Source organism: candidate division KSB1 bacterium (assembly GCA_024655945.1).
GTDB lineage: Bacteria > Zhuqueibacterota > Zhuqueibacteria > JANLFK01 > Oleimicrobiaceae > Oleimicrobium.
On the sequence record JANLFK010000002.1, the window covers coordinates 173,150 to 199,608 of the forward strand.

At 62.8% G+C, this 26,459-nt stretch carries 26 protein-coding genes; all 26 read right to left on the reverse strand.

Annotation, left to right across the window (positions count from 1 at the left end; translation table 11 throughout):
• Positions 1-3: 3 nt before the first annotated feature.
• The gene (gene flhF, locus NUW13_03735) at positions 4-1,164 is read right to left on the reverse strand and encodes a flagellar biosynthesis protein FlhF (GenBank protein ID MCR4438137.1); all 1,161 of its coding nucleotides are present in this window, start codon (positions 1,162-1,164) and stop codon (positions 4-6) included.
• Positions 1,127-3,226, reverse strand: coding sequence for a flagellar biosynthesis protein FlhA (gene flhA, locus NUW13_03740; protein ID MCR4438138.1), 2,100 nt, complete (start codon positions 3,224-3,226; stop codon positions 1,127-1,129). The genes flhF and flhA overlap by 38 nt, the downstream gene beginning before the upstream one ends.
• A 13-nt stretch (positions 3,227-3,239) precedes the next feature.
• Positions 3,240-4,334 carry a flagellar biosynthesis protein FlhB gene (gene flhB, locus NUW13_03745; GenBank protein MCR4438139.1) on the reverse strand — a complete coding sequence of 365 codons (1,095 nt, stop codon included), beginning with the start codon at positions 4,332-4,334 and terminating at the stop codon, positions 3,240-3,242.
• Positions 4,335-4,347: 13 nt separating this feature from the next.
• Entirely contained in the window at positions 4,348-5,118 is a 771-nt protein-coding gene (fliR, locus tag NUW13_03750; GenBank protein ID MCR4438140.1) for a flagellar biosynthetic protein FliR, read from the reverse strand.
• 8 nt (positions 5,119-5,126) lie between these two features.
• The gene (fliQ, locus tag NUW13_03755) at positions 5,127-5,396 is read right to left on the reverse strand and encodes a flagellar biosynthesis protein FliQ (GenBank protein MCR4438141.1); all 270 of its coding nucleotides are present in this window, start codon (positions 5,394-5,396) and stop codon (positions 5,127-5,129) included.
• 13 nt (positions 5,397-5,409) lie between these two features.
• Complete coding sequence (gene fliP / locus NUW13_03760; protein ID MCR4438142.1) at positions 5,410-6,201, reverse strand: flagellar type III secretion system pore protein FliP; 792 nt, start codon at positions 6,199-6,201, stop codon at positions 5,410-5,412.
• Complete coding sequence (locus NUW13_03765) at positions 6,185-6,709, reverse strand: flagellar biosynthetic protein FliO (protein ID MCR4438143.1); 525 nt, start codon at positions 6,707-6,709, stop codon at positions 6,185-6,187. The genes fliP and NUW13_03765 overlap by 17 nt, the downstream gene beginning before the upstream one ends.
• The gene (fliN, locus tag NUW13_03770; protein ID MCR4438144.1) at positions 6,706-7,620 is read right to left on the reverse strand and encodes a flagellar motor switch protein FliN; all 915 of its coding nucleotides are present in this window, start codon (positions 7,618-7,620) and stop codon (positions 6,706-6,708) included. The genes NUW13_03765 and fliN overlap by 4 nt, the downstream gene beginning before the upstream one ends.
• A 5-nt stretch (positions 7,621-7,625) precedes the next feature.
• A complete protein-coding gene (fliM, locus tag NUW13_03775; GenBank protein ID MCR4438145.1) occupies positions 7,626-8,537 on the reverse strand; it encodes a flagellar motor switch protein FliM in 912 nt (303 codons plus the stop codon).
• A gap of 69 nt (positions 8,538-8,606) precedes the next feature.
• Positions 8,607-9,227: a flagellar basal body-associated FliL family protein gene (locus NUW13_03780; GenBank protein ID MCR4438146.1), complete on the reverse strand. Its 621-nt coding sequence runs from the start codon at positions 9,225-9,227 to the stop codon at positions 8,607-8,609.
• A 36-nt stretch (positions 9,228-9,263) separates the two neighbouring features.
• Complete coding sequence (locus NUW13_03785; protein MCR4438147.1) at positions 9,264-9,992, reverse strand: flagellar motor protein MotB; 729 nt, start codon at positions 9,990-9,992, stop codon at positions 9,264-9,266.
• Positions 9,989-10,795 carry a motility protein A gene (locus NUW13_03790; protein MCR4438148.1) on the reverse strand — a complete coding sequence of 269 codons (807 nt, stop codon included), beginning with the start codon at positions 10,793-10,795 and terminating at the stop codon, positions 9,989-9,991. The genes NUW13_03785 and NUW13_03790 overlap by 4 nt, the downstream gene beginning before the upstream one ends.
• A gap of 91 nt (positions 10,796-10,886) precedes the next feature.
• A complete protein-coding gene (locus tag NUW13_03795; protein ID MCR4438149.1) occupies positions 10,887-12,872 on the reverse strand; it encodes a flagellar hook-basal body complex protein in 1,986 nt (661 codons plus the stop codon).
• An 81-nt stretch (positions 12,873-12,953) separates the two neighbouring features.
• Positions 12,954-13,349 carry a flagellar protein gene (locus tag NUW13_03800; protein MCR4438150.1) on the reverse strand — a complete coding sequence of 132 codons (396 nt, stop codon included), beginning with the start codon at positions 13,347-13,349 and terminating at the stop codon, positions 12,954-12,956.
• 26 nt (positions 13,350-13,375) lie between these two features.
• Entirely contained in the window at positions 13,376-14,032 is a 657-nt protein-coding gene (locus NUW13_03805; GenBank protein MCR4438151.1) for a flagellar hook assembly protein FlgD, read from the reverse strand.
• A gap of 15 nt (positions 14,033-14,047) precedes the next feature.
• The gene (locus NUW13_03810) at positions 14,048-14,995 is read right to left on the reverse strand and encodes a flagellar hook-length control protein FliK (protein ID MCR4438152.1); all 948 of its coding nucleotides are present in this window, start codon (positions 14,993-14,995) and stop codon (positions 14,048-14,050) included.
• Between the two features lie 3,967 nt (positions 14,996-18,962).
• Positions 18,963-19,709 (reverse strand): hypothetical protein, encoded by a 747-nt coding sequence (locus NUW13_03815; protein ID MCR4438153.1) that lies wholly within the window; start codon positions 19,707-19,709, stop codon positions 18,963-18,965.
• Positions 19,706-20,158 (reverse strand): flagellar export protein FliJ, encoded by a 453-nt coding sequence (gene fliJ / locus NUW13_03820; protein MCR4438154.1) that lies wholly within the window; start codon positions 20,156-20,158, stop codon positions 19,706-19,708. Before fliJ ends, NUW13_03815 begins: the two co-directional genes overlap by 4 nt.
• 30 nt (positions 20,159-20,188) lie before the next feature.
• Positions 20,189-21,496, reverse strand: a complete 1,308-nt coding sequence (gene fliI / locus NUW13_03825) for a flagellar protein export ATPase FliI (protein MCR4438155.1) — start codon at positions 21,494-21,496, stop codon at positions 20,189-20,191.
• Between the two features lie 19 nt (positions 21,497-21,515).
• On the reverse strand, positions 21,516-22,136 hold the full coding sequence (locus NUW13_03830; protein MCR4438156.1) for a FliH/SctL family protein: 621 nt from the start codon (positions 22,134-22,136) through the stop codon (positions 21,516-21,518).
• Positions 22,129-23,139: a flagellar motor switch protein FliG gene (fliG, locus tag NUW13_03835; protein MCR4438157.1), complete on the reverse strand. Its 1,011-nt coding sequence runs from the start codon at positions 23,137-23,139 to the stop codon at positions 22,129-22,131. The genes NUW13_03830 and fliG overlap by 8 nt, the downstream gene beginning before the upstream one ends.
• A 1-nt stretch (position 23,140) precedes the next feature.
• Positions 23,141-24,700 carry a flagellar M-ring protein FliF gene (gene fliF, locus NUW13_03840; protein ID MCR4438158.1) on the reverse strand — a complete coding sequence of 520 codons (1,560 nt, stop codon included), beginning with the start codon at positions 24,698-24,700 and terminating at the stop codon, positions 23,141-23,143.
• A 26-nt stretch (positions 24,701-24,726) separates the two neighbouring features.
• A complete protein-coding gene (gene fliE / locus NUW13_03845) occupies positions 24,727-25,029 on the reverse strand; it encodes a flagellar hook-basal body complex protein FliE (protein ID MCR4438159.1) in 303 nt (100 codons plus the stop codon).
• Between the two features lie 49 nt (positions 25,030-25,078).
• Positions 25,079-25,423: a hypothetical protein gene (locus NUW13_03850; protein MCR4438160.1), complete on the reverse strand. Its 345-nt coding sequence runs from the start codon at positions 25,421-25,423 to the stop codon at positions 25,079-25,081.
• A gap of 31 nt (positions 25,424-25,454) precedes the next feature.
• Positions 25,455-25,952, reverse strand: a complete 498-nt coding sequence (gene flgC, locus NUW13_03855; protein ID MCR4438161.1) for a flagellar basal body rod protein FlgC — start codon at positions 25,950-25,952, stop codon at positions 25,455-25,457.
• Positions 25,953-25,970: 18 nt separating this feature from the next.
• Positions 25,971-26,384: a flagellar basal body rod protein FlgB gene (flgB, locus tag NUW13_03860; GenBank protein ID MCR4438162.1), complete on the reverse strand. Its 414-nt coding sequence runs from the start codon at positions 26,382-26,384 to the stop codon at positions 25,971-25,973.
• Between the last annotated feature and the right edge of the window lie 75 nt (positions 26,385-26,459).

Sequence of the window (26,459 nt, forward strand, 5' to 3'; positions counted from 1 at the left end):
TGTTCACCACCTCACCATCATGCGCGCCAGCCGTTGCGGATTGGCCAGCTCAATGTCCTCGGGGATGCTCTGTCCCGTGGTGATGTAGGAAATGGGCTTGCCGATCTTGCCCAGCACATTGAGCAACGACCCCAGCGTCCTGGTCTCGTCCACCTTTGTCACGATCAGGTTGTGCACCGGCAGGGCATCGAAGCGCCGCGCATTGGCCACAAGGTCGGCACCCTTCATATTGGCCGGCAGCACCAGGTGCACCTCCACGCCTTGCACAGCCTGGAGAATCTGCTTCAATTCGGCGATGTGCTCCTCATCGCTCTGCCCGCGGCCCGCGGTGTCGATCAGGATGAGGTCGCACGCCCGGTGCGAGTCAATGGCAGCGCGCAGCTCCTCCGGCGTGTACACGGCACTCATGGGCAATTGCGCGATGCCGGCGAAGGTGTTCAGGTGCTCCAAAGCTGCCATGCGATAGGTGTCGGCCGAGATCAGGGCAATCTTTTTCTTGTAGTGGTACTTGCCGCTCACTGCTAACTTGGCAAGAGTGGTGGTCTTGCCCACTCCGGTGGGGCCGACGAAGGCCACCACTTTTGGCGTGCCGCTCCGGCAATTGAGCGGACCGGCCGTGCGAATGAGTCCGGCAATCTGCAGCAAGATGCGCTCGCGGAGTCGCTCGCAGCTGGCCGGCTCATCGCCGCCAAGGGTGTAGGCTGCCGTGCGCACCAAGCGCGCCGCTATCCTTGGGTGGACGCCGCTCCTGACCAACGCCGTGCGCTCCCTGGCCAGAACAGAGTCGGGGACAAGCGGCCGCTGCACGGAGCGCGCCTGCTGAGGCGCTGCGCCGCTCTCTGGCCGGTTTACAGCATTTCGCCCCGGGGCCCCGTTGCCAGAGTCCACCTGCAGACATAGCTCGGCCGACAGGGACATGAAGCGGTCGAAGCTCTGGCACCTATCGCGCGGGCTGGAGCCTTCCTGTTTCTGGTGGAGCTGGGCTGCCTTTGCGGGGTCCTCGATCGCGGCGACAACCTCGACCTCCTCCGGGTACAGGCAAGAAAGGATGCCCTGCTTCGGCACCTTGTAGGTTTTCAAGATGACGGCGTTTTCGCCCAGTTCCGCCTTTACCTGGGCGAGCGCTCTATGCACCGACCGGGCTCGGTACCGCTTCACGATCATGCCTGAGCCTCACTGTTCCAATCGACTCGACGTTCACCGAGGCGGGGAGCTCCGCAAACGACACCACCGCCACGTTGGGCAACACCGGCTCGATGAGCCTGCGGAAATAGATGCGTGACTGCGGGGAAGTAACGATGACCGGTTGCCGCCCTTGCGCGACAACTTTTTCGATTTCGCTGGTCACGGCGCGATAGAGCTGCCGCAAGGTGTCGGGCGGCAGGGCCACGCCAGTGCCCAAGTCGACGGCCGCCCCGCGTTTCATGTCTTCGCTCATCTTCCTGATCAAGTCGTCAATCTCCGGGTCAAGGGTGATGGCCCGTACCACGCCGTCCTCATCCTGACACTTGCGGGCAATCACGTGCCCAAGGCTCTGCCGGACCAGCTCGGTTAAGGTGTCGACGTCTTTTATCATCGGCGCATAGTCGGCCAGCGTCTCGAGTATCGTCACCAGGTCGCGGATCGGCACGCCCTCTTTCAGCAGATTCTGCAGGACACGTTCGACCGTGCCCAGACTGAGCTGGTTGGGGATCAGATCCTCCACCACTGCGGGATGGTCCTTCTTCAAGGTGTCGAGCAGGTTCTTCACCTCCTGGCGGCCCAGAATGCGGTGCGCCTGGGTGCGCAACACCTCCATCATGTGCGTGATGAGCACCGCCGGCGGCTCCACCACCGTGTACCCTGCCACTTCGGCCTGCTCGCGCTTGGAGGGCTCGATCCATTTCGCCTTGAGTCCGAAAGCCGGCTCCACGGTCTTGATGCCCTCCACCTCCTCACTGGCGGTGCCTGGGTTGAGCGCCAACAGGCGACTGAGCATGAGTTCGTGGCGCGCCACCTCTTCGCCCCGCACCTTGATCACATACTGGTTCGGCTTCAGCTGAATGTTGTCCCTGATTCTGATCGGCGGCAAGACCAGGCCCACCTCCATGGCGAACTGCTTGCGCATCTGCGCGATGCGGTTCAGGATGTCGCCGCCCTGCTCCGGGTCAACCAGAGGAATCAGGCCATAGCCGATCTCCAATTCCAAGGGGTCCACGCGGAGATATTCTTCGACCTCCTTCTCCGGCTCAACGGGCCTCTTGGGCTCGGCGCTCACTGCCGCCGCCTGGCGCTGCGCGGCACTGACCCTGTAGCCTATGAACCCCGTGGCCCCTGCCATCAGCAGAAACGGCACAGTCGGTAGCCCAGGGGCAATCGCCAAGAACAACAGCACTCCCGAAGTGACGAAGATGGCGCGAGGGTTGGAGAAGATCTGCGTGACCACCTCGCGGCCAAGATTCGACTCCGAGGCGGTGCGGGTGACCACGATGCCCGCGGCGGTGGAGATAATGAGCGCCGGAATCTGCGACACCAGCCCGTCGCCCACGGTGAGCACGGTGTAGGTGCGCAGCGCCTCGCCGATGCTCATTTTCATCTGCGCTAGGCCGATGATGATGCCACCGACAATGTTGAGGAAAGTAATCACCAGACCGGCGACCGCGTCGCCGCGCACGAACTTGCTGGCGCCGTCCATTGCCCCGTAAAAGTCGGCCTGCCGGCTGATCTCATCGCGCCGGCGCCGCGCCTCAGCCTCGTCGATGAGCCCGGCGTTGAGGTCGGCGTCCACCGCCATCTGCCTGCCAGGCATCGCATCCAAAGTGAAGCGCGCCGCCACTTCGGCGATGCGCCCGGCACCCTTGGTGATGACCACAAAGTTGATGATCACCAGAATCAGGAAGATGATGAGGCCGACAACGTAGTTACCTTTCACCACAAAGTTGCCAAAGGCCGATACCACCTGCCCGGCGAAGGCGTTGCCCAAGATGAGGCGGGTGGTCGCCACGTTCAATGACAGGCGAAACAGGGTCACCACCAGCAGCAACCCAGGGAAAACGGAGAACTGCAACGGCTGCGTGATGTACATCGACACCAGCAGGATGGTCAAGGCCAGGGCGATGTTCATGGCCAGAAGAAAGTCCATGAGCGGCGTGGGCAGGGGGAAAATCATGACGATCAGGATGACCACCACGCCCACCGCAAGGATGATGTCGCCGTTGCTTCCCAGGGAGCGCAGAGGTGAAGCCATCTAAGAGAGCCTCCTACAGGGTTCGCTTGCCATAGGCTCTGCTGTAGAGCCCGCTCTTGAGCCGATAGACATAGGCAAGAATCTCGGCAACCGCCTGGTAAAGCTCCAGGGGGATCTCCTGTCCGACCTGGGTCTTCTTGAACAGCATCTGCGCCAGCCAGGGGTTTTCGACGATGGGGATGTCATGTTGGCGCGCCACCTCCTTGATCTTCTCGGCGATGCGCCTGGCCCCCTTGGCCACCACTTTCGGCGCGGCCATCTCGTGCACGCGGTACATCAATGCCACGGCCACGTGCACCGGGTTGGTGATCACGACATCGGCCTTGGGCACGCTGGCGATCATGCGCTTGCGGCTCCGCTCACGCATCAGGCTGCGGATGCGCGCTCGGACCAGGGGATCGCCCTCGGTCTGCCGGTACTCCTCCTTGACCTCTTCCTTGGTCATGCGCAGATTCTTCTCCCACTCATAGCGCTGATACGCAAAGTCGAACACCGCCATCACCAACAGGGCCAAGGCTGCCCGAAACACTACGTCGAACGCCACCCGCGCCGTAAAGGACATGATCTGCCCGGCTCCCTGCTCCACCAGGGGAAAGAGTTCGCGAAAATGCGCGTGCATGGTGGCAAAACCAATCACCGCCACCACGAGCAGCTTGAACAACCCCTTGGCCAACTCCACCCCAGAGCGCGTAGAGAAGATGCGCTGCAGCCCACGCACAGGGCTGATCTTGGCAAGCCGTGGTGTGAGAGGCTCGGTGGACAGCACCAGCCCCCCCTGCGCCGCGTTGGCCAGCAGACCGACCACAATCAAGACAAGAACAATCGGGGCCATCATGGCAAAGGCTGCTTCTGCCCCGGCCAAGGCCAGGGTCGGCAGAGATTCCGGCGTCAGCTCGATGCCCGCCATTCCTCCGAGCACCGTCTTGGTGACTCTGCTCAATTGGTTCACGAAAAGCCCACCCGTTGCCCACAGTGCCGCGACGCCGACAAGGAGAATCAGGGCTGAATTGACCTCCACACTGCGTGGGACATTGCCTTTCTCCCTGGCTTCGCGTCGCCGCTTGGGAGTTGCCGGTTCTGTCCTGTCCTGAAAAGACCACTCGGGCATAGTACGGCCGCCGCTACATGAGCCTCAACAAGGCCAACAGGTCCAGCTGGAACTCTGCAAAGAGCTTCCTGAAGGCCACCGCAAAGACCGGGATGGATAGCGCCAACACAAGCAGCCCAATGGCGATGTTCGCAGGCAACGCCGCAAAGAACACGTTCATCTGGGGCACCGTGCGCGCCAGAACTCCCAGCGCCACCGTCGTCAGCAAGAGCGCGACAATACCCGGGGCGCCAATGCGCACGCCAGCACTGAAGATGCCACCGGCCATGCGCACCACCTTTTCCACCACACCGCCGCTCAGCGAACCGCCAAGAATCGGCAGGGCGTCGAAGCTATGGAACAGTGCCCTGAGCAGGAAGTGGTGGCCGTCGATAACTAAGAAAAGCAACAGAGCAACCAACTGCTGCGCCTGTCCGATCAACGATGCCTGCTCGCGGGTCTGCGGATCGATGGTCGTGACGATGGCCAGGCCCATCTGCATGCCCACCAACGTCCCGCCGAGTTCCACCCCCGCGAAGAGCATCGCTGCCACGAACCCTATGGCCATGCCTATCAGCACCTCCTTGGCGAGCACCAAAAGGAGCGGCACCACCTGCACGGGCAACGCGGCGTGTGCCCCTCGCAGCGAGGGAAAGAGCAACGCGGTCAGCAGGAGCGACAGCCCAACCTTGGTCGCCGTCGGCACGCTCTGATGGCCGAAGAGAGGGTAGATTGCCACCACCGTGGCGATGCGCGCCAAGGCCACAAAGGCCAACAACAGCTCGTTGAGCTTCAGCTCGACCACGAACCCATTCACCTGCTCAACATGGGCAGCTGGCCATACAGGCGCAAGGTAAACCCGATGAGCGCGCGCAACATCCATGGCATGAAGACGATGAGCGCAACCACCGCCGCCAAAATCTTGGGTACAAAGGTCAGCGTCATTTCATGCACCTGGGTCACCGCCTGCAACATGCCCACCGCCACGCCCACGATGAGGCCCGCCAGCAGAACCGGTGCGGCCAGCAACAACGCAGTGTAGAACATCTGATAGGCGATGTGAAGGACATACTCCTCGGTCATCCGCAGACCTCCTCTATGCAAAACCAGCCACAATCGAGCCAACGATCAAATTCCAGCCGTCCACCAGGACGAAGAGCAGCAGTTTGAAGGGCAAGGAAATCATCACCGGCGGCAACATCAGCATGCCCATGGACATGAGTAGGCTGGAAATGACCAGGTCCAGGAGCAGAAAGGGAACGTACAAGAGAAACCCAATCTGAAAGGCGATACGCAGCTCGCTGATGACAAACGCCGGTAAGAGCACATGCGTGGGCACCTGGGCACGGCTTTCCGGCTTCTCCATCTTCGCCAAGCTGACGAACAAGGCCAGGTCTTTTTCCCGAGTCTGGCGAAACATAAAGTCGCGGAGCGGCTCCACGGCCTTGTGGAAGGCTTCTTTCTGCGGCAGTTCGCCGCGCATGTACGGCTGCAAGGCGTCGCGATTGATGTCGTTCCACACCGGACTCATGATGAACACCGTGAGGAACAACGCCAACCCGACGAGGATTTGCGTAGGCGGTGCCTGTTGCGTGCCCAGGGCATGGCGCAAGAACGACAGGATGACCACGATGCGCGTGAAGGAAGTCACCATGATCACGAAAGCAGGCGCCAACGAGAGGAGCGTCAGGAAAAGCAGTATCTGCAAAGACACCGCCACCTCGCCCGGCTTCTGGGCACGGTCCAGAGTGACGCTAATCTTGGGGATGCCCAGGTCCTGCGCGGCCACGCCTGCCACCAGGACGAGCAGTGTGAGGCAGGCCACCGCGAGCACCAGCAGCCGCCGGCGAGAGGTCCGGCGCCGCACTCTCCTACGACGTCGCGACATGGGAACCCCGTAACAGACTGTTGAGGTACGAGGCGAATGGGCGCCCTGCCGGCACCTTGGTCGTGCCGGCGACAAAGGCTGCCACCTTCTCCGGGTCAGCAATTTCGGTGAGCAGGCTGATCTGCGCCTCGGTGACACCAATGATGAGCACGCGGTCCGAGGTGTGCACTGCGTACAGTGCCCGCTTGGGGCCAAGGAAGACCGAGCCCAATACTTGCATCTTCGAAGAAGGCGCACCAGCGGTGTTCCGCCCGGCCAGGCGGCGAATCCCGTAGGCACCCAAAGAGATGATTGCCACCAGCAGGCCAAGCGCAAGCAATGTGCGCAGGAGCAGCATCCCCATGTTCGGGCCCGGTGCGGTTCCCTCGGCCAGACGGAGGTGGCCGCCTGGCGAGGTAGCTTGGGTGTCGAATCCTTGCAGGGCCACGACGGCGGTAGCGCCCACCAAAACGACAGCCGAACTGGCCAAGAGCATCCTGCGCAGTCTGCGCCCCGGAGATTGCTTCATTCTGACCTCCCTTCCCGCGCCGCATTCAAGCGCTCGGCTGCACCCACCAACGCGGTGATGCGCACGCCAAAGTTCTGGTCAACCACCACCACCTCTCCTTCGGCAAACTTCTTATTGTTCACCAGCAGGTCCACGGGCTCACCAGAAAACTTGTCAAGCTCAACGACCGCACCGGGGCCGAGCCCCAAGATGCTGCGAATCGTCATGTTCACCCGACCAAGTTCCACCGAGACCGGCAGCTCGATATCCATGAGGAGGTCCAGGCTACGGGCACTGCCCACCGTGTAAGTCCGATCCTCAAGCGGCGCAAAAGCCCCCGGGCGCACGCGCACCTGTTCGGCTCCCTGCGCCGCCTCCTGATCGGATGCATCCACCTGGACGTTTCCCAACAGGTCTGCCACCATCTGCGGCGAAGCAAGACAGATGATGCGGGAAGCGAGTTCGCCAACGGATACGTCCAAGGAGGCCATGCTGAAGCCGGTCAAGGCGCCAACATCCGGAGAAGCCTCGCTCAGCAAATGCAAGGGGCCAAACTGGACGTCTCCGCCGCTGAGTTCGCGCAGCGCCTCGCTTGCTGCGTCCAACGACAGCCGGAAGATCCCTTCCAGCTCAGCGCGGTCGCCGCGGTCCTCAGGATCGAGTGGCGCCTCCTTGCCGGTGATCAAAGCGGCTGCCTGCAAGAAGAACTGCCGGTCCACAAAGATCAGCGCGCCCAAGTCCTGCCCTGCCCATTCAACCTGCACGGTCAGCGGCGGGCCAGAGAAGGTCCCGCGCACCACGCGCGGGTCAAACCCCCCGACATCGCTGACGGCCAGCTGCACCGGCACGCTGCTGATGGCCGTCAATTGCGCTGTACTGGCCTCGGCCAACTTGCCAATGAGGTCTCGGAAACTGGCGTCCCTTGCATCCATGGCCATTACACCTCGTTGTCAATCCAGTCGATGATTTGCACCGCTCTGCTCCGCCCCACTACACCCGCCCTGCCCATGAGGAGTTTTGCCCCGTTCACTTCCACGAGCAGGCCCTCATTGATTTTCTGATCCAGCACTAAGACGTCGCCAACTTGCAGATCTAAGAGTTCCTTGAGGGTGATGCTCGTGCGGCCCAGGAATACGCGCACGGCCATGGTAGTGGTCTCGAGCAGCTCGCCGATCTGTCGCTTGGTCTCGGGAGTGCTCCGCTTGGCCGACACCGTCAACCAGTTCTGAGTGGCCAATTGCCGCAGCAGAGGGTCAAGGACAAAGAGCGGCAGGCAGATGTTGAGGCCGAAGCTGGCCTCCTTGACCACAACTTCCCAGGAAAAGAGCAGGCACGTCTCGCTTGCCGAGGCGATCTGCGCCAACCGCGGGTCAGCCTCGAAGCTCTCCAGCTTGATGGTGAGGGTAGCGGCTCTCTCCCAGGCCTGGCGGTAGAGATCAAGACAACGCTCCACGGTTCGCTCCGCCACCTTCTGTTCGATGCTGGTAATGGGGCGTTGCGGGAGTTCGCCTGAAGCCTGACCGCCGAAGGAGCGCTCGACAATGAGCAAGACCATGTTGGGGCTGATCTCGAGCATCCCCTTCCCTTCCAAGGTGGGCAGGGAGAAGACCCACACGCAGTCGGGGTCAGGCAACGAGTCGACAAACTCGGCAAATGCAAAGAGGTTCACGCCCATGAAACGCACGTCCACCACCGTCCGCAGCAAGGTCGTCAAGTAGGTCGAAAGCGCGCGGGCAAAGTTCTCGTGAATGGTTTGTATGCCCCGCAGCTGGTCCTTGGTCAGACGACCCGGGTGCTTGAAATCGTAGGGGATCGCCTGCTTGGTCCGGCCGCGGCCCCCTTCTTGCACAACGCTCTCCGCGCCTACACGATGCCCGCGTCGGGGATGACCAGTTCCTGGTACCATGCCTTCCGCCGCCTATTGAATGACGTACTTGGTGAAGAGCACCCGCGTAACCTTACCCGTGCGCAGGAGTTCGTTGACTGCCACGCGGATCTCCTCCCGCAATGCCTCTCGGTTCTCCGAGTTCGAGTACCACCACACCCCTTTCTGCGACAGGAGTGTGTTCAAGTTATCTTGGATGAGCGGCAACTTCTGTTCGATCTCCTTTTGCGTCTCCTTGGTGTCCGAGATGAAGACCAGCGACAACACCAAGTAGCGTTCTCCGCCGGAGAATGCAGGGTTGATCACCACGTCCTCGAGCGCGAACAGAGATTCGATGCGCATGTCTGCCAAGGACTGGGGCACAGACTCGGCCGGGGTCTGGCGATTCTTCTTCTCTTCCTTGGCGGGCTGTACGGTTTCTTGCTTCACTTGGGGTGCGCTCGCCCGCTTCTGCGCTGCGGGGAGCACCACCAGCATCATTATTGCATACGCAAGGCCCGCCTGCAGCCCCAACAACCCTAATCCTATGAGCAGTTTGCTCACCAGACCCTTGCCCTTCCCGGTCTTGGGAACCTCGGGGTCGGCGTCGCTGCCGGCGCGGACCCCGCCTCGCTGCTCCAGGATCAACTCATCGCCGCCATCTGGTGCATTCATAGTCCTTGTTTCCTTCGTTACCTGTCCTCGATCAGGCTATTTGAAGCCACCCTCGCTCCCGTAGGTTGACTCCCAGTTGAGGAAGATTTCCACTCGTCGGTTCTTCGCCTGATTCTCGGGCGTGTCGTTGGGGGCCACTGGGCGGTTCTCTGCGAACCCGGCCAGCCACACCCGCGTGGGATCGAGTCGCTCCTGGTACACCAGGTGCTCCACGACTGCCAAGGCGCGCGCCGCAGAAAGGTCCCAGTTGGACTTGTATGGGCTGCCGCCGGTGGGGGAGTCGTCCGTGTGCCCCTCCACGCGCACTTCACAGTTGATCTCCCGCACCATGTCGGCGATGTCGTGGAGAATCTGGTGAGCCGTCGGCTTGAGCGTCACCTGGCCAGGCTCAAACAACAATGGATCGACGATACGAAAACGCACCCCTGTGGCAAGAAGAAAGACCCCCACTCCTGCGATCTCCTTGGCCTGCAAGGTGACCATCTTCTTGCCGGGCATGTTGATGACAAGTAGGTCCTTTCTCATGACCGAGCGATCAACCGTCGAAGGGGTCGAGGTCTTCACTACTCTGCGGCCTTCTTCCTCAGAGAGCACGCCCAAGGAGCCGCGCAACGAGCCCATGGCCTGCTTAAACTTGACCAGTTCAACAACAGAGTAGGAGACAATGAGAATGAAGAAACAAAGAAGCAGCGACATCATGTCGCCGTAGGACGTGATCCACGGCGCGCCTACCGCTTCCTCTTCTTTCTTCTTCCGTGCGATCATGCTGCCGCCTTCTGCTTGGCGCCGAGGCCAGCTTTTTCCAGCGTGTCGGCACTGCTGCGCAGTTGTGGAGCGAGGAACGCCAAGAGCTTCTCGTTCAAGATGCGCGGATTGTCCCCGGCCTGGATGGAAGCGATCCCTTCGATGATGAGCTCCCGCTGCTGGACTTCTTGTTCTGAGCGTGTCTTCAGCTTCCCGGCTATGGGCAGAAAGACCAGGTTGGCGAGCACCACGCCCCAGAAGGTAGTGACCAGGGCTACGGCCATGCCCACGCCGATTTTGGTTGGGTCGTTGAGGCGCGACAACATCGAAATCAGGCCAATGAGGGTACCCAACATGCCAAATGCGGGAGCATAGCTTGCGGCTGCGTTGAAGATGCGCTGACCCACGGCATGCCGCTCCTCCAGGCTGACCAGCTCAGTGGTCAGCAGCGCGCGCACCAGTTCGGGATCGACACCGTCCACCAGCTGGCGAACCCCTTTCTTGAGGAATTCGTCCTCGATCTTTTCCAAATCTGATTCCAAAGCCAACAGTCCTTCCATGCGGGCCTTGGCACTGAGGCGCACGAGCGTGGCGATGACATCGACGTTTTCAGGCAGCTTATGCATGAAGGCCCGCTTAGCGACCTTGATGACCCCCAGCACCTTGGCCATGGGGAAATTGATGAAAAGGGCCGCCGCTGTGCCGCCCCAGACGATGAGAATGGACTTGGGGTCAAGAAAGAACTTGGGCGCACCACCAGTGGCAATGGTGAAGGCGACCATCGCGAAGCCAAAGACGATGCCGATTATGGTCGCAACGTCCATGTTTCTTCTACCTGTCTCCTGAGTCTCTGCCTGGATGTAGACTACTTTGCGAGGTTGGGTGGGGCCCCAAGGCCCCACCCTCTCCCTCTGCTTACCGCTTCAGTCTCACAATTTCGTCCAGTATCGTGTCTGAGGTGGCGATCACGCGCGCATTGGCCTGGAAACCACGCTGCGCGATGATCAGGTCGGTGAACTCCGCGGCCAGGTCGACGTTGGACATCTCCAACGCCCCTGGGGTTATGGTTGCGGCCACATTGGTGCCAGCCGTCCCCTTCACCGCGTTGCCGCTGTTGGCGGTCTCAAGGTAGAGGTTGTTGCCGGCGTGCACCAGCCCCGCAGGGTTACTGAATCTGGCCAGGATCACCTGCGCCAGCACCTTGGACACTCCATTGCTGAACTGACCGGTGATTCGTCCACTCTCGTCGAAGGCAATGGACTGCAGGTCACCCATGCCGTAGCCGTTCTGCGATTTGGCTACGGTCGTCGACACCGATCTGAGTTGCGTGATGCCGGCAAAGCCGTTGCCTTGTCCGGCGTCGAGCGTTATGGTCACGGTGTCGGCCCCGTTACCAGGATTGAAGGAGAGCGGTTGACCGTCGTTGCTGCTGAACACCAGCAAGCTGCCGTCTGCGTTGAAACTCACCGTCCCCTTGCTCCCGGAAGTCGGGGTGATCTTGCCGTCGTCCACCACCACCTCCCACGACCAGCGGTTCGGGTTGGAAGGGGTGGAGATGTTGGTGAAAATCACCGCCAGGTTGTGCGTCTGGCCCAGGCTGTCGTAGACGTCGATGCTGGCCGTGTGGGTGCCCGCATCGCGGCCTTCCTGGTAGATGTTGAGCTGCGGCATGCGGAACACGCTACCGGAGCTATCCGCATCGTCCAGTGTCAGGGACAGATTGGTCTGAGAACTGCCCGCAGTGTTGTCCGTCACCAGCAGTCGCCCTTCGCTGTCCATGCTGGCCGAGGCGCCGACCAACACGGCGTTGATGGCATCCAACAGGTCCTGCACCGTATCGCCGGCAGCGTAGGTGTAGGTGCCGTTGGCTACCGTCCCGTCGGGATTGAGACCAGAAATCCTGATCGTATCACCGGCGGTGAGGGCGGTTACCACCTGCGGCAAGGAGTTGATCGCGGTGGCGGCAGTGGTACCTGTGGCAGTGGTCGCCGGCAACTTGAGGTTGGTGGCGGCGTTGCCGCTGGCGGCCAGTTGCGTTGAGCTTCCGCCGCTGTCCACGGTGCGCAGCCGCACCACGCTGGCACCTCCCACCGACGCCAACTCGGCGATGACCTCGCCATTCAGCGAGTTGTCCGCGCGGATCCTGGCGTTGATTTCCGCCACAAGGTCGTCCACCGAAGCGTACGTGCCGGCGGTCAGAGTGAGGGACTTGGTCACCGTGCCGCCTGCGTCATTGTCCACGGTGATGGTGAGCGTGTCGTTGGTGCCGGCGACGATGGTCAGACTTGTCGGCGCGCCAGTGGCGGTAAGCACCGCGTGACTGGATAGGTCACCGGCCAGGACCTGCGCCAGCGCCTGCGTGTCCGCGTCCAAGTTGCAGCTGAAGCTGACCAACGTCGTGGCCCTCGCCGGCACCTTCTGGCCAAACGGCAACACGATGTTCTGCACCGGCCTGCTGGGCTGGATGTTGCCGTCGGCGTCCGCCATCACCCCCTGCAATACGAAGCCGGTGCTGGGGTGCACCAGGGTGCCATTGGCGTCCACCTGGAAGGTGCCGGAGCGCGTGTAGTAGTGCAGTGCGCCATCACTGAGGATGAAGAAACCGTCGCCCTGGATGGCCAGGTCGGTCATCACGCCGGTGGGCTGCAGGCTCCCTTGGGTAAAGATGGTATCAATTGACCCTAAGGTCATGCCGGTGCCTACCTGCAGGGGGTTCAACCCACCGGACTCTTCGGTCGGACGAGTTGCTGCGCGTAACATTTGCGAAAGGCTTTCTTGGAAAGTGACTCGGCCCGCTTTGAAGCCAACGGTGTTCACATTGGCGATGTTGTGGCCGATGACGTCCATCTGGAGTTGATGGTTTTTCAACCCAGAGACCCCAGCAAAGAGTGAACGCATCATAGTGGTTGCTCCTTTCCTCTGTTTCGCTGCCTCAGTCGGTCAGCAGCGCAGGGCCTCCCCGTTGGGGTCCAGCCCACTGGTTCATGCGATGACGGCACTGTCAATCTGGGTGAACACGCTGTCACGCAGGTGCGCCTGGTCGATGGCGGTAATCACCGTGCGCGTCGGCACGTTGACCACGAAGGCAACGCGATTCATCACCACCAACGAGTCGCGCCCTCCTTTTTCCGCCACCTTGCTCACCGCACCGCCAAGGGTCTCCACCTCCTGCTGGCTGAGCTGGATGTTCCGCAGCCGCAATCGCTCTAAGGCGTGGAGGGAAAAGCGCACTTCCTCCCGTTTGCGCACCTCCTGCTCAAGCATCTGCGCAAAGGTGGAGCCCTGTGCGCGTTCACCCGGGGCTTGACGCTGTGCAGGCGACGGCTCTATGCGCCCCACGCCCGCCAGCTGGTCAACCCCCTGCAGATAATCGGGCATCTCATCACCTCCTTTCGCTACAGTCCTCAGCGCACCATCACCAGATCGGAGGGGCTGACCTCCAGCCCACCGAGCAGGAGTTGGGCGCTGCCATTGCTGAAGCGCACCCCGGTCACCGTGCCCACCGTGTAGGGCGTCGCACTCACCTGAGCACCGCTGTCGTCTACGGCCCTCACCCTGAAGAAGTAGGCCCCACTGGCCAGGCGCTGGCCCGTACTATCCTTCCCGTCCCACGCACACTGCTGGTCCCCGGACTGCTGCGCTTGAACCTGGAGCGTGCGCACCACTTGTCCGGCAGCGTTGAGCACTTCCACCGTGACCTGGGCAGGGCCTGCTACTGTATAGTGGAGCGCGACCTCGCCACCTTCTGGTAGCCAGAGCCTGCCGCCACTGGCCCAGACTTCCCGATCCAGGAAGCCGCTCATCACCGTGTTCTGCAGCGATTGCAGTAGGAGCGTGTTCGTCTGGCTGTTGGCGTTCATGTACCAGAGCTGTTCCAGACTACTAAACTGCGCCAGCTGGGCGATGAACTCGGTGTTCTCCATGGGTTGCAGCGGGTCCTGGTAGCGGAGCTGGGTCACCAGCAGGTTCATGAATGCGTCCTTGCCCAGAGTGCCGCCTGGGCCGCTCAGGCTATTGGTTACCGGAGTGCTGGCGCCTCGCACCGCTGACACGTTTGCCATCTTCCTCACCTCCTTTCAGGCGATGATTTCCATCGTGTTGTAGCCCAAAAAGCGCGCCGTCCTGGGCCGGGGTGGCTCTGCTGCACGGGCGGCTGGCCGTGGAAACTCAGTCCCCAGAGGCCATCGCCCTGGCTCCTCGGGACTGTGTCGCTGTGGGGATCCCTGCCCCTGGCGTTGGTCACTTGCCACGGTCAAATCGCCCACCTGAACTCCCTGGTCGTTGAGGACGGCACGCAGGTCCTCGAACGATGACTTGAGCAGGGTTTCCGTTTCCGCGGACTCGACGCGAAAATGAACGGTCACCGCCTGGTCGCGCTTGAGCAAGTCCACGGCGATGCGCCCCAAGTCGGCTTGGTCAAGGACGACGCTGAGGCGCGTCTCTTCTGTCTGCGTCAACAGCCGCACGTGCACCGCCACCTCGCGGGCCAAGGTCTCGACAGGTGCGCGCTGTCCGTGCACCTTGTCCTGGCTGCGCGCGAGCAGAGTCGCCTCGGCCACAGGCCTGGCGTGCAGCGCATGCGGCGAGGTCACAGCCTGGGGTAATTGGCCGTCTCCACCCAGAGCTTCGGTGCGTTGCTCTCCTGCCGAAGGTCGGACAGCTGCCGCCCGAGAGCTGCGCGTAGATAGCGAGTCTGCGGGTAGTGGTCTTGCTGCAGGCTGCCCGTCGTTGCGGACACGCACGAAGGCAGATTCGCCGTCCAGGCCCGTTTGCGCCCGGCGCAGAGTCAGATGCTCAACCTCTCCGCCTGCCATCGGTGCCACGCGGGGATCGGAGGCGGTCGCAGTTTCACTCGTGTCTGTTCCTGCCAGGCGGTTAAAGGGGTTCGACCCTTTCTTGACGGCGGCTGCTTTCTCCTCGCCACCGCGCCGTGCGGTGCCACTCTCGCGCTGCACCTCCGCAACACGGCCGTCGGGCGCAGACCCACTCTCCAGTCCGATGGAAGCCTTAGCTGGGCTTGTCATGGAGAGCCAGCGGTCGGAAGGCACCTGCGCAGGTCTCCGCCCCTCTGGCCCATGGCCGGTGCGGTGACTCGCAGCCCTCTCCCTTGCCTCTCCGCGCGCATCCGCTTCAGGCTTCGACCTACCAGCCACTTGCACGTGCGGGACCAAGACAGCTCCTTCATCAGGTCGCTGGTGAGGAGAAGCCAGTCCCTCCTGCCGAGGGGTCTCTGCCTCGATGTGCTGCCTCACGCGGGCCCGAGGGCCAAGGAGCACTTCAGCCTGCTTGGATGCCGCCGCCTCACTCGGTGCCCCTTGGGTACCGGCCCGCAGCGGAGGCCCAGAGAGCGGTGGGTTCTCCACGGCCTGGGCGGCGGCGACTTCGACGATGGGTCCGATGGGGGCCCTTGCGCGCTTGGGAACCTCTCTTGCCAGCTCGCTGTGTGCAGGGGGGGAGGTGTCGCGCTCAGCTCGCGCGGGCCTCTCACTTTCCGACAAAGTCTTCGCCGCTCTCCGCGACGATCCACCAGGCGGGCTTCCGGCCTTCGGCTCCTGCTTCTCGCGCGCCGCCACGGGTGGCGCACCCGCCCCATCCGTCTTGGCCGGTGGGGTCACCGCCACACCTGCTGCGTTGGTCTTCAGCACCTTTCCTGGCGCCTCGGGGGTAGAATCGTGTAGGACCCCCGAGAACCTTCGCTCCGCAACCGGCTCTGCAGGGGCATTCGCGCCAGTGTGGCCCTCGTTTTTGCTCTTCAACGGCTCAGGAGTCAGACCCGAGCGTGGCGCCTCAATTGGCGGTTCAAAACCCTGCGCCGACCTATGGTGCTCACGGGCCGGTGCGGCTTCCGTGGCGAGAGGCTCCCGCAGCTGAGCCTGGGGCCCAGGAACCACTGGCTGGCTCGGAGGAGCCGCCTGCGCCGGGGCCGGGGTCTTTTCCTGCCGTGCGGAGGGCTGTGAGTGTCGGTCGAGAGGTTTCAACGGTTCCTTGCCGCGTATCGGCTCGTCTTCGCCCCGGCGTGCGGAGTGTGTCACCGGCTCTGGTCTGCCCGCGACAGCCTCCCGCCGCGGAGCAGCGGCAGCACCGTAGGACAAGGATGGGACGTGCGCCGGGGGTATGGCACCACGGGCCCCATGTGCACCGGCTGTGCCCGCGTCCTCTGTGGACGTGCGCTTTGCCTCGACAGAGTCGGTGAGCTTTTCTTCCAAGCGAACTTCCGAGTGCCGGCGGGGCGGGGGCGTAAGGAGGGCGCTCGCCCCGTCGTGCTGGACCGCACGCCCAGAGGTGCCCTCGCGGCTCTGCAGCCCCTCCGTTTCAGTCGACTTCTTGGGAGTACTGGCCCTCAAGCCAGAACCGGCAGTGGATGTGCGCCCTGCCGTTTGGCTCACTCCTGCGTCGCCCATTAGACTCGGACGCTGCGGCCCCGCTACGGCCGTGGGCCTCATCGGCACCGGCTGAGCACCACTTGAAGGGGGCGCCTCCGCCTCCACCGTTTTGCCAAGGGTTCCCGCTGCGGCCATCGAGGAAGAGGAATCGGAAGATTGCCAAGTCGCGCGCATGCCTTTTTCATTCACGCCTTCGTCTTTGCCCTCGGCCTCGCCTGCACGCCCCGGCATGATCATGACCCCATCGCCTGATGCCGCGGGCCGAGCCGCCTTGGGCTCAAGCATGGATACAGCAGGGCCTCTCTGGCTCTTTGCGGACTGTGCCTCTGTCGCCAGGCGCTTTCCTGGGGCAGCATCATGCCTTGGTAGTTCCGTCGCGTTTACCGGCCTCTGCGCTCCGTCGTGTGCGGCTGCAGCATCTGCCCCCCGCCGGTCCGCGCCCTGTCCCGCCCCCGCCTTCTGCACACTCGAAGGAGCATCTTGTTGCGCACGGTCGATTCCCAGCGTGCGGGTGAACAGGCCTTCCCCACTCCCTCCAACCCTCTTCTCCTGCCTCAGAGAGGCATGCCGAGCGGAGACAGGCTGCTCGAACGTGCGGGCCGAAGCGCGGGGGTTCGCGAGCGGGCTTCCATTCTGGCACCCTATGGGAACCGCAATCTGCTCGGGGCCCGGCTCTGCATGGGACTGGCCCCCATGAGGCGCGAGCGGCCTGGGCTCCTCCCGGCCTTTTATCGCACGCTCAACATTCTTTACCGGCGGTAGGTCCGCCACAGGCCTTGACGGCCCCTGCACAGGAGTGCGTTCCTGCAAGTCCATGCCGGTCGTTGAACCTGCGGGTCCGGGCCTGGCCTGCTCTCTGGGAGTGGCCTGTGGCAGAGGGCTGGCAGAGAGTCTCTCAACGGACTTATTGGCGATTCCCCGCTCCCTCACGAGCTTCCGCGCAGGGTCGTGGGCAGCCACCGGCGCTTGGCCCTTGTCGGCCGCGTCCTTGCGAGGAGCCGAAGGCGCGGGCGCGGTCTCTCGCACCTGCCCACCTTCGCTGCTGTGTGTGGCCGAAACATGCTCCCTGGGCGCAGCACTCGCCTTTCGCTCTCCGCCAGCCCCGAGTACCTTGGTCGGCAACGTCGCGTCTCTTGTCTGCCCGCCAAGGGGCCCTATCTTCCCCGACGCCAACCCACTCGCGCCATGCGCCGGCGTCTTAGTTGCCTTACCATCCACCGCGGCCGCATCGGTAGCTCGCTCGTGCGAAGGGGGCAGAGGCTCCGGCGGGTGTGGCAAGCTCCCTTTCCCGTTCGCGCGGGCGCCGGGCTGTTGTGGGCCGGCTGTCTCGCCTCCCGGCGCAAGCCCACCCCGCTGCACACCGACCGCCTCCGCTCTGCTCGCCCTGGCGGCGAACGGTTGGTTCCGGCCTGGGTGCTCGCTCGAAGCTGTCGCTTTGGTCGCCTGCGGCTCCCATTTAGCCTCTGCCTGTGCCGTGTACCCCCCAGTCGCCGCAACGCTGACTGGCGCAGGGCTTCCCGGAGAGCCGACCTCCACCTGGGGTGAAGTCACCGGAGAGCTCCCACGCCCGGCCACCTGGACGCGCGACCGTCCTTCTCCCTCCCTCCGCGCCCCTGCAGGCGGGAGATGCGGACCGTTCCCAGCGGCGAGGCTCTGGGGGCGCTTTGCTCCTTCTGTTGCCTGAGCGATGGGTGATTGTGAAAGGTCCAACCCATGCGTCCGCAAACGCGGCTCTCCGCGCGCGGCCTGGCGCCATGGCTGCGCTAAGAGTTGACGTTCGCCAGGCATTAGGGCGAAATTGTCCTCGGTGAGCGGAGAACGACCGTCAAGCTGCACCACCCGCCCACGCGCTTGCTGGAAAGGAGCGGGTGGCGTCGGGGAAGCGTGGACTTCCCGAGTTTCCTGTGCGCTCGTTGCTTTCTGGCCCTCCCCGCTGGCGGGGAAAACCCGCGCCTCTTCCGCCTGCGCCATCGCCCTGCGACTGACAGGACCGCCAAACGGAGCATCTCCTCCGGCGAGCCCGGCTTCTTCCGCACGCGTGTTCGGCACAGCCCGTGGTCGGGCCGGCTCGCCCTGGGCCTGCAGGGGACTCGCCCCATCGGGCAAATCAGTCTCGCCTGGGCCGCGATGCGTCGCTGGGGCGTCGCCAAGGGCAAACAGTGGCGGCTTGGCTGCTTCGCCGCTGCCTCGCGCCGCAATCTCGCTCGCTACCGGATTCTGCGCCCCAAAGCCTGGGAGTCGCTCAATGGCCAAAAAAGCCGCAGCCTTGCGCTCAAGGGCAATCGAACCCATGCTCCTCGCAGAGTCAACAGTGAGCCTCCCCTCGGCAAGGCCGGTTTGTAGGAAGACTTCCGCGCCCAACGGCAACTGAGCAAGAAGCGCCTCTCGCTCTGTCCTGCTCACCATGAACGTCGGCACCGAGGCCTGGCTTGGCAGTCTGGACCCCGCGCGCACAGCCGGAGCACCTGTCCTCTGGGCAAGTTCTCTGCTCAAGGCAAGCATGAATCCCGCCGCCTGGGTCCTTTGCCGCTCCTGGCCTGTGGCGAGGCGCGCCCCACCGGGCACCACGGGAGCACTATGTGCTATCTTAGCCGTCACGGCCTCCTGCTCAGCGACCGATCGTGCGACTGATTTCCGCCGCCCGCTGGCTGTCCATTGCCGAGAGAATCTTTGCTGCCTGTCGTTCCCGGAGCAACACCAGGATCTGGGCTACGGTCTCGATTTCCAGCTGCGAAAGCACCGCGGCCGCCTGCTGCGCAGGCATGGCGTCGTAGATCTTCGCAAGCTCGCGGGCGCCCATGCCGGTACGTGCAGGCTGTCTGCCTGCCCCAGCCTTAGTTTTCACCGGCTCCGACGGCACGACAAGCTGGGTGGAGAATTTGCGCAGCAGCGCTTCGCTGATGCTATCGATCTCAGCCCTGCGACTGAGCTGCTCCTTCTGCAGCGAGTCTATTTTGAGCTGCTGCAGGTAGTTCTTCTCCTCGAGCTTGGCAATGCGCGCTTCGTACATCTCCACCACGCGAATAAAGTCGTCGCTCATCTGCAACTGGGGCTTCCTGGGCTGGGCCGTCGTGTCAGCAACGGCCTTGCGTGGCACACCCGGCACTTCCTCGCGATACACCAGCCCGAGGCTGTCCATGCTCATTGCGTTCCCTACGTTCGTGGTATCGGCAGCGGTAAGGGACACGACGTGGGAGGTTAGTTTCGGTTTGACAAAAGCAAAATATGACGCGGCCACCAGCCCGGCAAACGACAGGGTCGAAACAGCGGCAAGGGCGATCACCGACTTGACCTGGCTTCCTGCCGCTCCGGCTGCAGCCGGCACTCCGATATCTGGCTTGCTCAGTGCGTTCATGATACGGAGACCCTTCTTGCGTACAGGCGCGCAGCAGCCTCATCGAGGTGCGCCTGTTCTTCCCGACCTGCCTCCACCGTGTGGCGGTCCTTCGCTTTCTCCTTGAGCTTTTCCAATGCCTTCTTTTCCTTGGAGGAGGCCAATAACTCTTCTCGCCTTTCTTGCACTTTCAGGGCCGCCTGGGTCACAGCCTGCTGCTGCTGGGCAATGTGCCTCTCCAGCTGCTGTGAGTAAGTGTAGTACATGGCCATCTCTGAGGCCCTCACCACTCGCCCCACGTGACAGCCCAGTTCGCTGCGTACTTCCTGGCTCTGTTGTTCCAGCGAGGACAGCCGTTCACGCTCTTCGAGCTCCGCCTCCTTAGCGGCAGCCAGCTGCCGCTTGCGCAGGTCTTCCTTGTGCTTGCGTGCGTCCAACACCCTCTGCAGGGAAAAGCGAAAGGCCTTCATCGTTGCTCTCCCCTATGCTTACCACCGGCTTCAACTGACCAGGGCCAGGACATCGCGCACTGCCCCGGCAAAGTCCACCTTCTCCTCAATGCCCTGGCGGAGAAAAGCGTTGACGCGTTCGATCATGCTGCGAGCATAGTCGATCTTGCGATTGCTCCCCGGCACATAGGCACCGATGTTGATGAGGTCTTCGGCCTCGCGGTACGTGGAGAGGATTTCCACCACCTTCCGCGCTGCCGCCAGGTGCTCAGGAGTGACCACGTCGATCATCACCCTGCTGGTGCTGGCCAACACATCGATGGCCGGGTAGTGGTTCAGATTGGCCAGCCGTCGCGACAGCACCACGTGCCCGTCTAGGATCGCGCGCACCGCATCCGAGACCGGTTCGTTGAGGTCATCGCCCTCCACCAGCACGGTGTATAGCCCGGTGATGCTGCCATTCTGGGTGTTTCCTGCTCGTTCCAACAGCTTGGGGAGAAAGGCAAAGACCGAGGGGGTGTAGCCGCGCGTGGTGGGCGGTTCGCCCACCGAGAGGCCAATCTCCCGTTGCGCCATGGCCACGCGCGTGATGGAGTCCATCATCAGCATCACACGCAGCCCCTGCTCCCTGAAGTACTCCGCGATGGTAGTCGCCACCAGAGCCCCTTTGACGCGCAGCAGGGCTGCCTGGTCACCAGTGACCACCACCACCACCGAGCGCCGTAGCCCCTCCTCGCCCAAATCGCGTTCCAAAAAGTCCCCCACCTCGCGGCCCCGCTCGCCAATCAGTCCGATGACATTGACGTCGGCGTCGGTATTGCGGGCAATCATCCCCAAGAGCACGCTCTTGCCCACCCCGCTTCCGGAGAAGATGCCCAGGCGTTGTCCTTCGCCGCAGGTGAGCAAGGCATCGATGGCCCTGATACCCGTAGCCAGCGGTCGCTCGATGCGACGGCGCGTCAGAGGATCGGGTGCCGGCTGGTAGATGGAGCGACGCTGGGCGGTGCGCAGAGGCCCCTTGTGGTCGATGGGGCGCCCCAGGCCATCGATGACGCGCCCCAGGAGCTCAGGCCCTACCGGGGTGGAAAACTGCTGCCTCTTGCGCACCACCAGGCTGCCGGGGCCGATGCCGTTGATCTCACCAAGTGCCATGAGGAGGACCTTGTGGCCCCGGATCCCCACCACTTCCGCCTCCTGCGCACTGTCGCCGGATTTGGAACGAATGAGACAGACGTCGCCGATGCTGGCGCTTGGCCCCTCCGACTCGATGACCACGCCCACCACATCGGTGACGCGCCCCTCGAAGCGGAAGGTGTTGGCGCGGGACACTTTCGTCAAACAGTCGTCCAGCCGTCGCAAGACATCCGTGGTTGTCCGCTCAGGACTGTCCAACCAAGCTCTCCTCTAACTCGTGGGCGATTTCATCCAGTTGCGCTTCCAAGCGGGCGTCGATGGTGCCCAGGTCGGTTTCCAGCACAAAACCTCCCCGGGCGAGCCTGGGGTCTTCTTTCAACTCCAGCACTTCCAGACCATCCACGCTCGCGGCCAAGTCATCGACGCTCTGGCGAAGCGCCGCCGCGTCCTCTGGGTGGACATGCACCACCACCCGCGCGCTATCGTGGACGTACTTGAGGGCGTCGCGCACCATCGCCTCGATGTACTGGCTGTTGCCGTTGAGCTCCCGTTTGAGCACGCGCTGCACCACGGCCATGACTATCTTCACCAGCGTCGGCTCGGCCTCGCGCAACAGGCACTGTTGTTGCCCCACCACCTGATTGACCAACGCCTCCAGCTGCTGAAGCAGAGCCCCCAGCTGCTTGCGCGCGGTCTCCTCGCCGAGCTTCTTTCCTTCGGCGAAACCTTTGGCGTAGGCTTGGGCAACGTTGTCCACGGCCTCGCCCTCTGCCTCCGGCACTATCTGCACGGAAAGGGGGTGGCCATTGAGCGTGGCGCGTACCGCCCGCACTTGCCCCCCGGGCTTGATGATCTGCTTAGACAATGATCTCCTCCTTTTCGCCGCGCCCAGTGATGATGATCTCCCCTTCTTCGTCAAGCTTGCGGATAACATCCACAATCGCCTTCTGCGCCTTTTCCACCTCGCTGAGGCGCACCGGCCCCATGAACTGAATCTCTTCGTCGATCATCCCCTGCGCCCGCTCGGACATGTTTTGGAATATCCGCCGCTTCACCTCGGGGGTGGTGGACTTGAGCGCCAGAGCGAGCTCGTGCGTCTGCACCTCCCGCAGCACCCGCTGGATAGAGCGGTCGTCCAACAGGACAATGTCCTCGAACACGAACATGAGGTTCTTAATCTCTTCGGCAAGGGCGGGGTCGCGGGAGCCGATGTCCTTGAGAATCGCCCTCTCTAAGCTCTGTCCGAGGAAATTGAGCATCTCGGCGGCGGCTTTCACGCCCCCCAGCTCGGAGCCGTGGACACTGAGCTCCAGCCTCGACTTCAGAACCTTCTGCACCTCGCCGATCATGTCCGAGGAGACGCGGTCCATGGTGGCGTAACGATAGGCCACCTCACTGCGGATCTCCTCAGGGAGATTGCTCATGACAAAGGCGGCTTGCTCGGCGCCCAGTTGGGTGAGCACAAGGGCAACGGTTTGCGGGTGCTCCTTCTGGATAAAGTTCACCAGTTGCACCGGGTCGAGCTTTTCCAGAATCTTCATCGAACCCTGCAGTTCCATGGAACGGTGAACCTTACGGATGATTTCCGAGGCCTTGACCGGACCTACGGTGTTTTGCAGAAGGTTTACCGCATAGTCCAGTCCTCCCACTGCCATGTACTCGTCGGCCACCACCAAGTCGCGGAACTCGGCTATCACACTCTGCACCGTCTCCGGCGGGACGTGGCCGAGGTCGGCAATCTCCTTGGTGAGTTGCTCAAGCTCCTCTTCCGAAAACTCTTTGAGCACCTGGCTGGAGGCCTCAAGGCCCATCGCCACGATGAGGATGGCTGCCTTTTGTCGCCCGGTCAGCTTTTCGGCGGGAGGCATCTCATTCCTCCAGCAACCAGTACCTGATCAGCCGTGCCGCGGCCCGGGGGTTTTGTCTGGTGAACTCGGTCACTTGCTTCTCGAGCTGCGCTCTGGCCTTCGCTTCTTCGGTCAGAACCGCTCCTTCTGCGCCGGCGGTCAACTCCGCCCGCTTTTCGCCAATGAGCTGCGCGGCAGTGGGCTCCTCCGGGGTCGTGAGGCTGCCCCGCAGGCGACGCAGACGAGAGCGCACTAAAGCCAGGAGCAACAGGAGCAGTACCCCGGCCAGTACTTTCTGGCCAAACGAAATGTAAAACGCCATGCGCTCCTTGTGCTCAAGGTTCTTCAGCCACTCCTCGTCCGCGGTGGGGACGCTGGTATCGAACTGCAGATTGGTGATTTCGAACTGGTCACCACGCTCTTCGCTAAAGCCTACTGCGCCTTTTACCATGGCCTCAAGGCTGGTGAGCTCCTCTTCACTGCGCGGCACATATTCCTTGGTGGGCTTGCCATCTGGGCCCGGCGTGCTCCGGTAGGCACCGTTCACCAAAACGGCTACCGACAGCCGCTCCACATTGCCCAGCGATTCCACCACGTGCTCAACGGTCTTGCTCACCTGGTAGTTGGTCACCGTGCGCCTGGAGCTCACCAGTGGCTTGCCGGAGGTATCGCCGCTTGTCTCTTCCAGGTTTTCCTGGCTAAGCACTGCAGCCAGGTCCGGATCGTAACTCTCGGCGACCTTGTCAGCCCTCCTGAAATTCAGCTGGGCAGCCACGCGCACGATGGCATTGCCAAGGCCGAGCACCCCGTCCAACATGGACTGCGCCTTCTGCTGCAGGTAGGCCTCGTACTTCTTCTGCAGTTCCAGCTGACTGGAAGAGAGCCCCACGACCGAATCTTGGTCAGCGGTGCTGGAGAGGATCTTCCCCTCGGTGTCGACAATGGTGACGTCTCGCTCGTCGAGGCCCTCGACGCTATTGGCGACGAGATTGGCAATGCCCGCCACTTGCCCTTCGCTGAGGCGTGTGCCTGGGCGTAGGCGCAGCAATACCGAGGCGGTGGGCTTTTGCTGGTCCTCTTTGAACAGGCGCTCCTTGGGGAAGACGAGATGGACCCGGGCAAACTCCACCTCGCTGAGGGCCTGAATGGTGCGCGCCAGCTCGCCCTCCAGAGCTCGCTGATAGTTTACCGTTTGGACAAACTCCGAGACGCCGATATCCTTCTTGTCGAACACTTCATAGCCGATGCGCCCGGAGCGTGGCAGGTCCTGTGCCGCCAACTTCATGCGCATCTCGTAGACCCTGCTGGACGGCACGAGGATGGCGCGTCCGCCGTCGGCAATGCGGTAGGGCACCCTAGAACTCTTGAGCACCTCGACGATCTTGTCGCCGTCCTTGAGGTCCATGTCCGCATAGAGAGTCACAAACTCCGGCCTGGCTGCCCAGCGCAGCAAGAAGACAAAGCCGCCAACAATCGCGGCCATGGTAGCGACAAAGACCACCTTTTGCAGCGGCGTGTACTGCGCCGATACCTCGCGATACCAGGCGGCGAAGGATTTCCCCTTGGGGGCAGGCTCAGCCATTGCTGCTTCTCACCTCCGGCAACCCATCACACTTGCATGCGCATCAGCTCGCGGTAGGCCTCCAGCAGGCGGTTGCGGATCTCGATGACCAGTTCCAAGCTCACCCGGCTCTTTTCCACGGCGATCATCACGTCGTGAATGTCATCGATCTCGCCGGCCGCCATCTGGCGCACCGCCTCGCCTGCTTTGAGCTGCAGCTGGTTCGTCTCCTCCAGGTACTTGTTGACAATCTCCTTGAAGGTCGGCGTCTCACCCGGCCGTGGTGCGCGCACTGCTTCTGCACCGGGCAGGACAGTGGTCTGCAACGGGACAATCTCGTTCACCTTCATCGTCGCTCCCTCGTGTCAGTTGGCGCTCCCCTGGTGCCCTTCGCCCTCATCAGGAACGCGTGTCGACGTGGCGCCCCAGAGGTGAAGATACCTCGCCCTGGGCCAGCTTGTAGGCGCGCACGCCACTTCCGAACAGCCCAGGCGGAAAGAGCCTCCCCAACATCTCCTGCTCCTCTGGGTCGAGCACGCTGCTGATTTCTTGTTCCAGGGGCGCCGACGGTGGAGTGGGCCGCTGCTCAGAGAGCCGCACCTGGTCTGTCTCGGCCGGAGGAGGTTCTTGCCGGGCAGGAGCCCCTTTTGGCCCGTAGGTCCTAAAGCGCTCCCCCTTAGCCGACTGTGCGGGGCCGAGCTGTTCGTAGTTAGCAAAGGAATCGACGACAAAATCGATGCGCATGCTGCTCCTCACTTTCGCCTACGCCGCACGCCTAAATCTCCAAAGCCTTCTTCGCCAGGGCCTTGGTGCCTTGCACCACGCTCAGGTTGGCCTCGTAGGCACGCGTGGCCATCATCAGAGAGAGCATCTCTTTGATCATGTTCACGTTCGGCTTGCGCACATAGCCCTCGGCGTCGGCCAAGGGGTGGCCCGGGTCGTAGACCAGCTGCCCCTGGTCGACGTTGTCCACCACCTGTCTGGCCTCCACTGCCGCTGGCGAGGAACGGAGTCCGCCGAGTCGCTCGCGGGCAGCCATGATGCGCTCGCCGATGGGCCCCAGGCGCGCCAGCTCGCGCTGTACCAGGGTGGAGAACTTTTCCACCGCGGTCTGGCGGAAGACCACCTCCCGGCGGCGGTACGGCCCGCCCTCGGGCGTCTCCAAGGTCTCGGCATTAGCGATATTGCTGGCCGTCACCTCCATCTGCTGCCTCTGCGCAGTCAATCCGGAGGCAGCCACGTTCAACACGGTGAACAGGCGTTCGATTCCCATGGTCACCTTCCTCTCCGGCTACGTGCGTCCACGGATGCTGGCCAACAAGGCCTTAAAGTTGTTGCTGATGAGCTGAGCGGAGACCATGTAGGTGAGCTGCGTCTTGGCCAGTTCCACCATCTCGGTCTCGACGTTGACGTTGTTGCCATTAGCCCCGGCACTGCCACCAGGGCTCTCCTCGATGGGCACCGGCACGCCATGGCCTCGCGCCCCGCCCACCTCCATGTGCCGCCCGTCACTCTTCAGCCCGGCCAGGAAACCGCGGCCGGTAGCCTCCTCGAGTAGCTCGTCAAAGGCCACATCTTTGCGCCGATATCCGGGGGTGGCGACGTTGGCCACATTGGAAGCGATGGCTCGCTCCCGTGCGGCCGTCAAATTCAGCAGGCGGTGCAGCAAAGGAATAGATGTACGGTCGAAAATGCCGTCGAGCATGAGGCCACCTCCACCACGTCCTCTTCCCAGCTCTGGCTGCAAAACACGCCCTGACCCTAGCAACAGGCGTGCCAC

Bases quoted from the DNA above. Each gene is read 5' to 3' on its own strand.
- flhF (MCR4438137.1), bottom strand. From the start codon at position 1,164: ATGATCGTGAAGCGGTACCGAGCCCGGTCGGTGCATAGAGCGCTCGCC.
- flhA (MCR4438138.1), bottom strand. From the start codon at position 3,226: ATGGCTTCACCTCTGCGCTCCCTGGGAAGCAACGGCGACATCATCCTT.
- flhB (MCR4438139.1), bottom strand. From the start codon at position 4,334: ATGCCCGAGTGGTCTTTTCAGGACAGGACAGAACCGGCAACTCCCAAG.
- fliQ (MCR4438141.1), bottom strand. From the start codon at position 5,396: ATGACCGAGGAGTATGTCCTTCACATCGCCTATCAGATGTTCTACACT.
- fliP (MCR4438142.1), bottom strand. From the start codon at position 6,201: ATGTCGCGACGTCGTAGGAGAGTGCGGCGCCGGACCTCTCGCCGGCGG.
- NUW13_03765 (MCR4438143.1), bottom strand. From the start codon at position 6,709: ATGAAGCAATCTCCGGGGCGCAGACTGCGCAGGATGCTCTTGGCCAGT.
- fliN (MCR4438144.1), bottom strand. From the start codon at position 7,620: ATGGATGCAAGGGACGCCAGTTTCCGAGACCTCATTGGCAAGTTGGCC.
- NUW13_03780 (MCR4438146.1), bottom strand. From the start codon at position 9,227: ATGAATGCACCAGATGGCGGCGATGAGTTGATCCTGGAGCAGCGAGGC.
- NUW13_03785 (MCR4438147.1), bottom strand. From the start codon at position 9,992: ATGATCGCACGGAAGAAGAAAGAAGAGGAAGCGGTAGGCGCGCCGTGG.
- NUW13_03790 (MCR4438148.1), bottom strand. From the start codon at position 10,795: ATGGACGTTGCGACCATAATCGGCATCGTCTTTGGCTTCGCGATGGTC.
- NUW13_03795 (MCR4438149.1), bottom strand. From the start codon at position 12,872: ATGATGCGTTCACTCTTTGCTGGGGTCTCTGGGTTGAAAAACCATCAA.
- NUW13_03800 (MCR4438150.1), bottom strand. From the start codon at position 13,349: ATGCCCGATTATCTGCAGGGGGTTGACCAGCTGGCGGGCGTGGGGCGC.
- NUW13_03805 (MCR4438151.1), bottom strand. From the start codon at position 14,032: ATGGCAAACGTGTCAGCGGTGCGAGGCGCCAGCACTCCGGTAACCAAT.
- NUW13_03810 (MCR4438152.1), bottom strand. From the start codon at position 14,995: ATGACAAGCCCAGCTAAGGCTTCCATCGGACTGGAGAGTGGGTCTGCG.
- NUW13_03815 (MCR4438153.1), bottom strand. From the start codon at position 19,709: ATGAACGCACTGAGCAAGCCAGATATCGGAGTGCCGGCTGCAGCCGGA.
- fliJ (MCR4438154.1), bottom strand. From the start codon at position 20,158: ATGAAGGCCTTTCGCTTTTCCCTGCAGAGGGTGTTGGACGCACGCAAG.
- fliG (MCR4438157.1), bottom strand. From the start codon at position 23,139: ATGCCTCCCGCCGAAAAGCTGACCGGGCGACAAAAGGCAGCCATCCTC.
- fliF (MCR4438158.1), bottom strand. From the start codon at position 24,700: ATGGCTGAGCCTGCCCCCAAGGGGAAATCCTTCGCCGCCTGGTATCGC.
- fliE (MCR4438159.1), bottom strand. From the start codon at position 25,029: ATGAAGGTGAACGAGATTGTCCCGTTGCAGACCACTGTCCTGCCCGGT.
- NUW13_03850 (MCR4438160.1), bottom strand. From the start codon at position 25,423: ATGCGCATCGATTTTGTCGTCGATTCCTTTGCTAACTACGAACAGCTC.
- flgC (MCR4438161.1), bottom strand. From the start codon at position 25,952: ATGGGAATCGAACGCCTGTTCACCGTGTTGAACGTGGCTGCCTCCGGA.
- flgB (MCR4438162.1), bottom strand. From the start codon at position 26,384: ATGCTCGACGGCATTTTCGACCGTACATCTATTCCTTTGCTGCACCGC.